This window comes from Methanoculleus sp. 10 (genome assembly GCF_913757945.1).
Lineage (GTDB): Archaea > Halobacteriota > Methanomicrobia > Methanomicrobiales > Methanoculleaceae > Methanoculleus.
In genome coordinates, this window is the sequence record NZ_CAJYDP010000006.1 from 206,870 (window position 1) to 215,852 (window position 8,983).

The window sequence follows — 8,983 nt, forward strand, 5'->3', positions numbered from 1 at the left end:
TGCAGAAAAACGACGAGAATTTCCGGCGACTACCCGGGAGCGCAAATATGGCGGCGTTCATCGCACCCCCTGATCCGGGTAGGATCGGCCGAGCGGAAACGCTCAACCCCCGAAACGGTCACCCGCAGCGCTTCCCCCTTCAGCCTTTCACGGAGAACCGGTACTCCCCCTCCGGGACGAAGATCTCGAACCGGGCGCCCTCTCCCTCAACGCCGGTCTCACGGATGGTGATGCCGGTGATCGCGAGGATCTCCCGGGTGAGAAACAGCCCAAGCCCGGTGTTCTTCCCAAACCCCTTCCGGAAGATCTTCTCCTTCTCCGCGGCCGGGATACCCCCGCCGTCATCGGTGTAGACGAGCACGAGGCCGCCCGGAGCCCCGGTAGAGGAGAAGGACAACCGGGATATACTCCCCCCGTGCCGGACCGAGTTCTCCATGAGGTTGTAAAAGACCTTCCCGATCAGGGGATCGGCATACACCCGGAGCCCCGCGACCCCGACGTCCACCCTGACCCCCGAGAGCGGGAGTTCTTCGGCCGCCTGCCGGATCAGGGTCTCCACATCGTGCCACTCCGCTTCCTTCACGCCGATGTCCTGGTAGAACCGGGTGAACTCGACCTGCCGCTGGATCGTTCGTGCGGCCTGCAGCTCATTTGCGACATACCGGACAAGGGTCGGGTCCGCGGGCAGGCGTCCCGCCGCGAGGTCCATCTGCGTTATCTCGAGGTACCCGAGCAGCGCCGCGAGCTGGTTTAAGATATCATGCCGGGTGATGGACGAGAGGGTGTTGAGTTTCCTGTTTGCCTCACGGAGCGCCTTCTCCGCCCGCATCCGTTCCCCGATCTCTCTGTCGCGCTCCTCCACGACCTCCTGGAGCCTCCGGTACGTCCGGGCGTTATCGATGGCGAGCCCGCAGACCTCCGCCACGAACCGGCTGATATCGAGGTAATCGTCGATCCGCTCCGGCAGGGCGATTCCCTCAAGCAGGAGAACCCCGAGACAGGAGTCTTCGTGCCTGACCTCTATTGAGAACCCGTCCTCGCCGTGCCGTCCGGCAGACCGGCCCTCCTCCGCAAAAAACCTTCCCCCGTGCTCCGGGAGATCGTAGTAGCCGGGCGGGCGGCTGACGGCCCTGCCCGTCTTCCCCTCGACGATCGGCGCAAACCCGATCCGGGCAGGACCAAAGAGGACGGTAAAGAGGTCGAGCATCTCCTCCACCACCGTCTCCTCGCTCTGGAGCGCCGCGATCCTGCCGAGGATATCGATGGTCATCGCGTAATCGGCGGCCCTCCGGTTCGCCGAAGCGATGGAGTCCCGGGAATTCTTTTTCTCGCTGTCCAGGCGCCACTGGAGATACTGGAGGCCGATATACCGCCGGAGCGGCTCAATGCCGACGGGAATCCGCTCCGTGGGGATCCGGAGCTCTTCGCCGATCTCTGCAAGGAGCCGGGGACTCTCCGGGTCAACGCCCGTATCGATGAGCACGATCTTTTTGACCGACTCGAAAAAGAACCCTTCCGGCACTCCCCCGCTAAATCCGAGGGCTGCAACGTGCTCCTTCCACCGCGAGAGGATGCCCGGGACGACCATGAGCGCTCCCTCCCGGACATGGGCATCAAAGAGGGGCTCAGGGATGAGGATGCCCCGCATGAGATCGGGAGCTACCACGACGGGACCGGGTCCCGGCAGGGCGGGGGGGTTGACTCCCTCCCCGCACCGGAGGATGCAGATCCGGTCACAGGTCTCCCGAATCTCGATGAACGGAGCCTCGAGCCCGTCGCCCCACCCTACCCGCTTCCCGCCGCAGCCGATACAAAATGTCCTCGTGAGAACGCCCCGAAACTCCCCGGCGGCAACCACCGCCGCCAGTTCCCGGACCAGGCTCTCACAGCAGAGGATCCCGAACTTTTTCGTCATACCGATACCCGGTCAAGTGGATATCTGCCCCACTTCCGCACGGCGGCCGAGATCGCCAGGAGGACGCTCTCGGGCACCTGCCAGGGGATCTCGCCGTGGTTGTCCGAGAGGACGAACCCGCCGCCCGGCCCGGCGGCGGCGATCGCCTTCTTCACCTCCGCCTCCGCCTGTGCAGGCGTCCACCGGCACATCTCGATAGCGTTGAGGTTCCCGAGTATGGTGAGCCTGCCCGCGCACTGCCGTTTTACGGCGGCGAGATCGTCGAACGTGCTGACGCCGATGCCGACGCTGCCGGTCGCGGCCACGTCATCGATGACGGGGAGAGCCCTCGCGGAGGCGAGGCTGGTCGCAACAGCGCCCCCGATCCGGGATATGGTGCGTTTTGCAACGACAAACCCCGTCCGGCGGTAGAGGTCCCGGGGCGTCATGTCCGGCGAGGCGAGAGGATCGGCGTAGCCGATGGCGGTTGCCCCGGCCTCGAGCTGGGCGTTCGCCCACCGGACGCAGAACTCCTCGTTCTTCTTCATCAGCGTCCGGAAGAGATCGGGTTCGCTGTAGAGGAGTTCGATGTATGCGGCAAACCCCATCTGGAGGATCGGGAGGGAGAACGGGGAGATCACCGAGCCCATGATGGGCACGTCATCGCCGACCTCCCGCTTCAGCAGTTCGATCGTCCGGAGCCCGAAGAGAAGGCTCGGGCTCTCCTCGACGAGCGGCACCTCGATGGACTCGATCTCCCCGGGCTCCCGGATAGGCGGCCGGCCGGCGTTGGGCGGGCTGTTGTCGGAGAAGATCACCTCTCCTCCCCACGCCTCGACCTCGGACGCCGCGTAGCAGAAGGGGTTGAGACAGTCACCCCCGAACTTTCTGTAGAGACGCATCTGGCCCGCGGCGACGTACTCCGGTTTCGAGAAATACTCCCGGATGGAGAGCCCGAGTTCTTTCGCCCCGTAGATGGTGAAGAGCAGGAAGAGCGGGACGCGGTCGGGCTCCTCGAACCCCATCGTCACGGCCGCCCTCTCCGCCGGGGTCATCCCTCCGGTCATAAGCCCCCCGCCATCGCCCGGACGGTCGCAAGGGTATCCGACGCCGAATGGCCCACGGCATCGGCCCCGGCCTCCCTCCAGAGGTGCGGGTCGAACCGGAACGGCGCCCCCCCGACGATCACCCGGGTCTCCGGCAGCGCCTCTTTGATGCGGGCGATCGCCTCCTTCGCCCTGAGGGCTGCAGGAAGCATGAGCGTGGATATGAGCAGGATCTCGATCCCGTCCCGGATCACCCTCTCCACGAGCCCGTCGACCGTCACTCCCGAACCGTAATCGGTCACCTCGTAGCCGCCCGACCGGAGCACCGCAAGGAGGATCCGCTTCCCCAGGGTATGGTGGTCCTCGAGGACCGCTATCGCCATCTTCGGTTGAGAGATACGCCCGGGGCTGCCCGGCGGGAGCATTGTGTTGACGATCTCCTCACAGATCCGTCCGCTCATGTAGACCTGCGAGAGGGCAACCTGCCCCTCCTCCCAGCCTCTCCCGATCTCCTCAAGGACAGGGACGACCAGCGCCTCGATGCAGGAGACAGGGGAACTCGCGGCGCACGCGTCCCCGAGGATCCGGCCCGCCCGCACCGGGTCGACAGCAAGCAGCGCCTCTTTCAGATCGCCGGCAGGAGAAGGGAGGGATGCACCCCCGTCCGGGAGAGCCGGGAAGTCCGATCTCATGGAGTACTGGTTTCCTGCCCGGCGGATAAATCAATCGGCCTGAAACCGCCGACCCGGCAGGACGTATCCTGATTTCCGGCGATTACAGGCCCGGAGGTTAACGACGGGGCCCTGACCGCCCCGGTGTATGCCCACAGCACCCGCACGCTCCAGAAGAGCCGTACCGATCGACTCTGCGTGAGGGACACCCGAAACGGCGCCCGGGAAGAACGGGAGCCCCCTGGCGCTCCGGCCGGTGGATTCCGGACCCGGGCACGCGCCGCCCTGCCGGACGATGGGGGTGGCCCGGTGCATTACTGCATCGATTCCAAACGAACAGACCGTATCTGGCCTTCGTCCCATCCCGCCCATAGCGCTCCTCTCCGTCCCCCAGCCCCTACCGGGGCGGGGGCAGTGCCCGGGCGTATATCCGGGGTGAGCCGTGCCCGGGAGCGGTCCTCGCGCCGGTTTCCCGGAGGGGCGTGGGAGAGCCGACCCGGGGCGGGATCTTCCCGGATCTCCCATGCACTGGACCGTGGTGGCTATCGCCATGGGGAGGGGGGGCCGGGGAGGCTCGTCCCCTCCCCGGACAAAATGTCACCCAAAAGTTCCTCTCCGGCACCCCCACCGCCCGGCCTTCGGCCTCCTCCCCGCCCCTCCCGGGGCAGGGGCAGTGTTTGCGATACCCGGTGGGAAGCCGTGCCCGGGAGCGGCAGCGGAGCCGGTTTCCCGGGAGGAGGGGAGAGCGGGCCCGTATCTGGCTCTCCAGGATCCCTCCAGGGAGTGGATTGTGGGGACATCGCCATCGGGGAGGGACCGGAGTGGGGAACGGGGATGGGGATACCCGGGAAACGCCGCCCCCGGGGATGCAAACTCCTGGACCGTGCGAAACACGACCGACGATCTCCTCCGTTGAGAGTGCCGTAATTGAGAATCGATGCACTACGCCAGTTCGTGCTTCCGGAGGAACTCCCGGACCTCCCTCGACTCGACCCAGCCCTGGTCGAGCTCCCTGATGTAGCCGTTGATCCGTTCGACCTGTCGCTGGATCGTCGCCACGGCCGTCCCATCCTCGAGGAGGTCGGCCATGCCGAGGATCACCTGGAGCGGCTGGCGGATGTGGTCGCCGAGGACCGCGAACTGCTCGATGTTGCGTTCGATCTGTCCGAACGCCTGCTGCCGGAGGAGCTCGTTCTGTTTACGCTCGGTGATGTCCCTGCCGACCACGTGGACCCCGACCACCGTCCGTTCCTGGATGATCGGGGACTCGTTCAGTTCGAGGAAGGCCGTAGACCCGTCTTTTCGGCGGAACTCGATCTCGAGCCCCTCGACCGGCTCGCCCGCGGCTATCTTCCTTCGGCCCACCTTCCATGCGGGGAGCGACGAAGGGACGACGAAATCGCGGCACCGCCCGCCGATGAGTTCGGCGGGGGTATAGCCGAGGATCCGCATCACCGCCGGGGAGATGTAGGTGATCCCCCCGTCGTTGTAGCAGGTGTAGATCATATCGAAACTCTGCTGGGCGATCTCGCGGAACTTCGTCTCGCTCATCCGGAGGGACTCTTGCGCCTGGAAGCGTTCGATCGTCCTTCCAAGGCGTCTTGCGACAGTATCGATCAGCGACCGCTCCTCCCGGAGGAACGGCCCTTCGTCCCTCTCCGGCCTCTCGCGGAGGTAGCAGACCTCCACCGTCCCGACCGTCTCCCCGTTGACGACGACCGGCGACGCCTGCCGCCAGGAGGTCTCCCGGAACCCCTCCGTCTCAAACGTACGCCCCTCGACGGTGATTCTGGCGACCGTGTCCCCCGGGTACTGCCAGCCGGAAGGAAGCATCCGGACAACCTCGCAAAAGATCCTCTCAAGCGGGTTCCCTGGCTGCTCGGCGATGCGGGATATCGCGTACAGGATCGAGAGTTCTTTCACCCGCTCGTTCAGGTCGTGCGTCCGCTCGCGCAGGGTGTCCTCCACCCGTTTCATATCGGTGATATCCCGGTCGATGACCGCGATCCGGGTGACGGCGCCGTGTGCGTCCCGGACCGGGTAGAGAACGGTGTCGTACCACCGCCCCTTCCATGTCTCTTCGACCCGCACGGGCCTGCCCAGACCGGCAACCTCGTGCAGGCGGGCTGCGTACACCTCCGCCGCACCCGCGGAAAATACCCCGAAGACGCTCACGCCGACGAGGTCCTCCCGGCTCCGCGAGAACTGCCGGGCCATAGCCTCGTTGACGTCGATGATACGGCCGGTCGTATCCAGGAGGGCGATCATGTCAGCCGGGGCGTCGAGGAGGGCACGCGCGGTCGCCTCGCTCTCACGGAGGTTCTCTTCGGCGCGCTTCCGGTCGGTGATATCGTAGAGCTGCTCGACGATGAGCTCCACCTCGCCCTCCGGACCGAGGATAGGGCTCGACCGGCACTCCAGGTACCGCCCGAGTTCGGGCACCCACTTCTCGATAACCTCCCGCTTCCCGCTCGCGACCGCGATGCTCGTCGCGCAGACCGCGCACGGTCCGGTCCGCCCGATGAGTTCGTAGCACTTCCGCCCGTGCACCTCCTCCGGCGTCATACCGAGCATCTCGTAGCCGGCGCGGTTGTAGCGCAGGATCGTGTGGTCCGGCAGTTGAATGCCGACGATATCGCCAAGGTTCTCGAAGAGTCCCTCAAGCAGGGTATTCGCCTCCTCCATGCGGCGTCTGGTCCGCTCCTCCCGGGTGACGTCCTGCCAGACGACGATGGCCCCGGAGACGGCGCCGTCCGTGAAGATGGGCGAGGCGGAGACGGCGACGTGCAGGTCCTCGCCCGGGCGGTCATGAACGACGAACCGGCAGGACTCCAGCACCTCCCCCCTGAGCGCCCTCTGCCCGGGAAGGTCCGCGGGGGGAACCGGTCCCCCGCCGGGGTAGCGCAGCGATCCTTCCCCGGGCGCACTCCCCAACCCCGAGAGCGCCCGCGCGATCCGGTCCTCGCCGCCCGGACCCGTCGCGACCACGCCCCCGGCGGCATCGTAGACGACACCCTGCCTGCCGATTGCGGCAAGGAGCGCATCACGCTCTTTCTCGACCCGGGCCGCCCGGCCGGCAAGATCCCGGTTCGCGGCGAGCAGCGCCTCTATGCCGGTCTTCAGCCTCTCCCGCGACCGGCGGTCGAAGGCGGGGGCTGCGTCCAGCAACACCTCCAGCAGGTCGGCGAGAGATCCGTTATGCAATTTATCCATTCATCCTCCCGGTTCCCGGTCTCGTTCCGGCATCCGCACAGATCCGCTCTCTCCCGCGCTCACCCGGCAGGTGGGCGGGACGAGTCTGCCCGCTCCCGGAAGGGAGGGAGAACTCCCATGGTAGTTGGTCCGTCGACGGGGAGCGGCATGACAGGGGTGTGCGACACTGAACCATCATCTGTCCAGCGGGTAAAACCAATACAATATAGCCCCGATCCATAAAAATAATCGGCACCGGAATCGTGCCCCCGGGGCAATCGCCCGGATCACCAGGTGCGGGCGGCCCGGGCGGAATAACCGCCCGCAACTCCGGCGGAGGCTGCCGGTTCGCCGGCACCCCGGGTAGTGTTCTCCGCCGGTTTGCCGCCGCTTTGTGCGGAGCCGTGGAGGTCGTCAAAAATTACATATACCGGGCGGGATACGTCCATGATGCGGCTGGTGCTCCTGTCGATCCGCACCGGGTGCGATAATGGACCGTCGCAGAAACCGTCTCCTCCAGGCACTCTCCGGCAAAAAGATACTGCCGGCAGCAAACAGTCAGTTTGCGATCATTGCCCCCGACCTCGGGCTCATATTCCTCTTCATCGCACTGGTATCCTGTACCCCGTTCCTGGTCGGTTTCTGGTACGGCGAACTCGATCTCCTCCTCCCGATGGCCTCGGCGCCGGCGGGGTTCGGCATCCTCGGGGTCTGGCTTGCCGGCGTCCCGAAGGCGGAGGGGGAAGCGCACCTCTCCGTTGCACTCTCTGCGGTCGCCCTGATCTGGCTTGCCGCCGCCCTGATAGGCGCGCTCCCGTACACGCTCGGCCTTGGGATCCCCTATACGGACAGCGTCTTTGAGGCGATGTCGGGCTGGACGGGCACGGGGTTCTCCCTTCTCCCGTCGGTCGATGACACCCCACGCATGATCCTGTTCTGGCGGTCGCTGACCCAGTGGATGGGCGGGCTCGGTATCGTCGCGTTCACCATCGCCCTCGCGGGCAGGTCCGGCCTGACCCGGTTCCAGCTCTACCGCTCGGAGGGGCGGTCGGAGACGTTCATGCCGGGCGTCGTGGCCACGGCGGGAGAGATGTGGCGGATCTACCTGGTGCTCACGGCCCTCGGTATCGGGCTCGTCCTCCTCTCGGGCATACCCCTCTGGGACGCCGTGAACATCGTCATGACGGCGATATCGACCGGCGGGTTTGCGGTGCATTCGGCCGGTATCCTCTACTACGAGAGCCCGCTCCTTGAGATGCTCGTCGTCCCGGTCATGATCGCCGGCGCTCTGCCGTTCAAACTCTATTTCCTTCTCTACTACAAGAGAACGTTCGGGCTCCTCAGGGACCCGCAGGCGATCCTCCTCTTTGCGCTCATCCTTGCCGGGTGCACCGCCGTCACCTTCGACCTCGTGACCATCTCCTCCCTCGCCCCCGTCGAGGCCCTCCGGGAGGGGCTCTTCATGACGGTGAGCGGCATAACCTGCACCGGGTTCCAGAACGCGAATCCCCGGGACTGGTACGGCGCAACCGTGATGGTCCTTACCGCGCTGATGCTGATCGGCGGGTCGGCAGGGAGCACGGCCGGCGGCATCAAACTCGGCAGGATCATCCTCGGCCTCGAGATGCTCGGGTGGTGGTTCCGGAGGCTCCACGCCGGTTGGCGGACGATCACCCCGCTCCGGCACGAGGGCCGGCCGATCCTCGAACACCTCCCGGAGTACGAGGTCTCAAAGAGCATGCTCGTCGCCGTGCTCTTCACCCTGGTGGTCGCGGTCGCCACCCTCCTCCTGCTCCACCTTGCGCCGCAGGGGGGGTATGACTCCGCCGACGTCATCTTCGAGGTCGTCTCGGCCATCTCGAACGTCGGGATCAGCACCGGGTTCGTGAACCCCGGCATGAGTACCGGGGCGAAGTGGCTCTTTGTCACCGTCATGTGGGCCGGGAGGCTGGAGATCGTGCCCGTCATCGCCCTGGTAGCCAGGGCATCACGGAGGCTGTGAGAGCGGTCACGCGGCCACGGGCTTCGTGCACGTTGACAGTTTATGGGCGATGCTGATGCAACGACTCCAGATAACCGGACCCCATCCGGTGCTTGCCCCCTCCCCGCAGGGGGATACTCGTACGCTCTTCTCTGGCAACCTCGCAAGGGGAGATACCCGGACGGCGCTCCCCGGCAAC

Annotated in this window: 5 protein-coding genes; 1 reads left to right on the top strand and 4 read right to left on the bottom strand. The window is 66.0% G+C overall.

Going from position 1 to position 8,983, the window contains the following annotated elements:
• Positions 1 to 139: 139 nt before the first annotated feature.
• From QZ408_RS09010 to QZ408_RS09025, 4 genes are all read right to left on the bottom strand, one after another.
• Complete coding sequence (locus tag QZ408_RS09010) at positions 140 to 1,915, bottom strand: ATP-binding protein (protein ID WP_292491031.1); 1,776 nt, start codon at positions 1,913 to 1,915, stop codon at positions 140 to 142.
• Positions 1,912 to 2,949, bottom strand: a complete 1,038-nt coding sequence (locus QZ408_RS09015; protein ID WP_292491032.1) for a uroporphyrinogen decarboxylase family protein — start codon at positions 2,947 to 2,949, stop codon at positions 1,912 to 1,914. Before QZ408_RS09015 ends, QZ408_RS09010 begins: the two co-directional genes overlap by 4 nt.
• Positions 2,950 to 2,957: 8 nt before the next feature.
• The gene (locus QZ408_RS09020; RefSeq protein WP_292491033.1) at positions 2,958 to 3,632 is read right to left on the bottom strand and encodes a cobalamin-dependent protein; all 675 of its coding nucleotides are present in this window, start codon (positions 3,630 to 3,632) and stop codon (positions 2,958 to 2,960) included.
• A gap of 921 nt (positions 3,633 to 4,553) precedes the next feature.
• Positions 4,554 to 6,824: a PAS domain S-box protein gene (locus QZ408_RS09025; protein ID WP_292491034.1), complete on the bottom strand. Its 2,271-nt coding sequence runs from the start codon at positions 6,822 to 6,824 to the stop codon at positions 4,554 to 4,556.
• Positions 6,825 to 7,293: 469 nt separating this feature from the next.
• Here QZ408_RS09025 and QZ408_RS09030 point away from each other — a divergent pair, with 469 nt between their 5' ends.
• Positions 7,294 to 8,805: a TrkH family potassium uptake protein gene (locus QZ408_RS09030; protein ID WP_292491036.1), complete on the top strand. Its 1,512-nt coding sequence runs from the start codon at positions 7,294 to 7,296 to the stop codon at positions 8,803 to 8,805.
• Positions 8,806 to 8,983: the final 178 nt, after the last annotated feature.

Coding starts and splice junctions, on each gene's coding strand:
- QZ408_RS09010 (WP_292491031.1), bottom strand. CDS start 1,915: ATGACGAAAAAGTTCGGGATCCTCTGCTGTGAGAGCCTGGTCCGGGAA.
- QZ408_RS09015 (WP_292491032.1), bottom strand. CDS start 2,949: ATGACCCCGGCGGAGAGGGCGGCCGTGACGATGGGGTTCGAGGAGCCC.
- QZ408_RS09025 (WP_292491034.1), bottom strand. CDS start 6,824: ATGGATAAATTGCATAACGGATCTCTCGCCGACCTGCTGGAGGTGTTG.
- QZ408_RS09020 (WP_292491033.1), bottom strand. CDS start 3,632: ATGAGATCGGACTTCCCGGCTCTCCCGGACGGGGGTGCATCCCTCCCT.
- QZ408_RS09030 (WP_292491036.1), top strand. CDS start 7,294: ATGGACCGTCGCAGAAACCGTCTCCTCCAGGCACTCTCCGGCAAAAAG.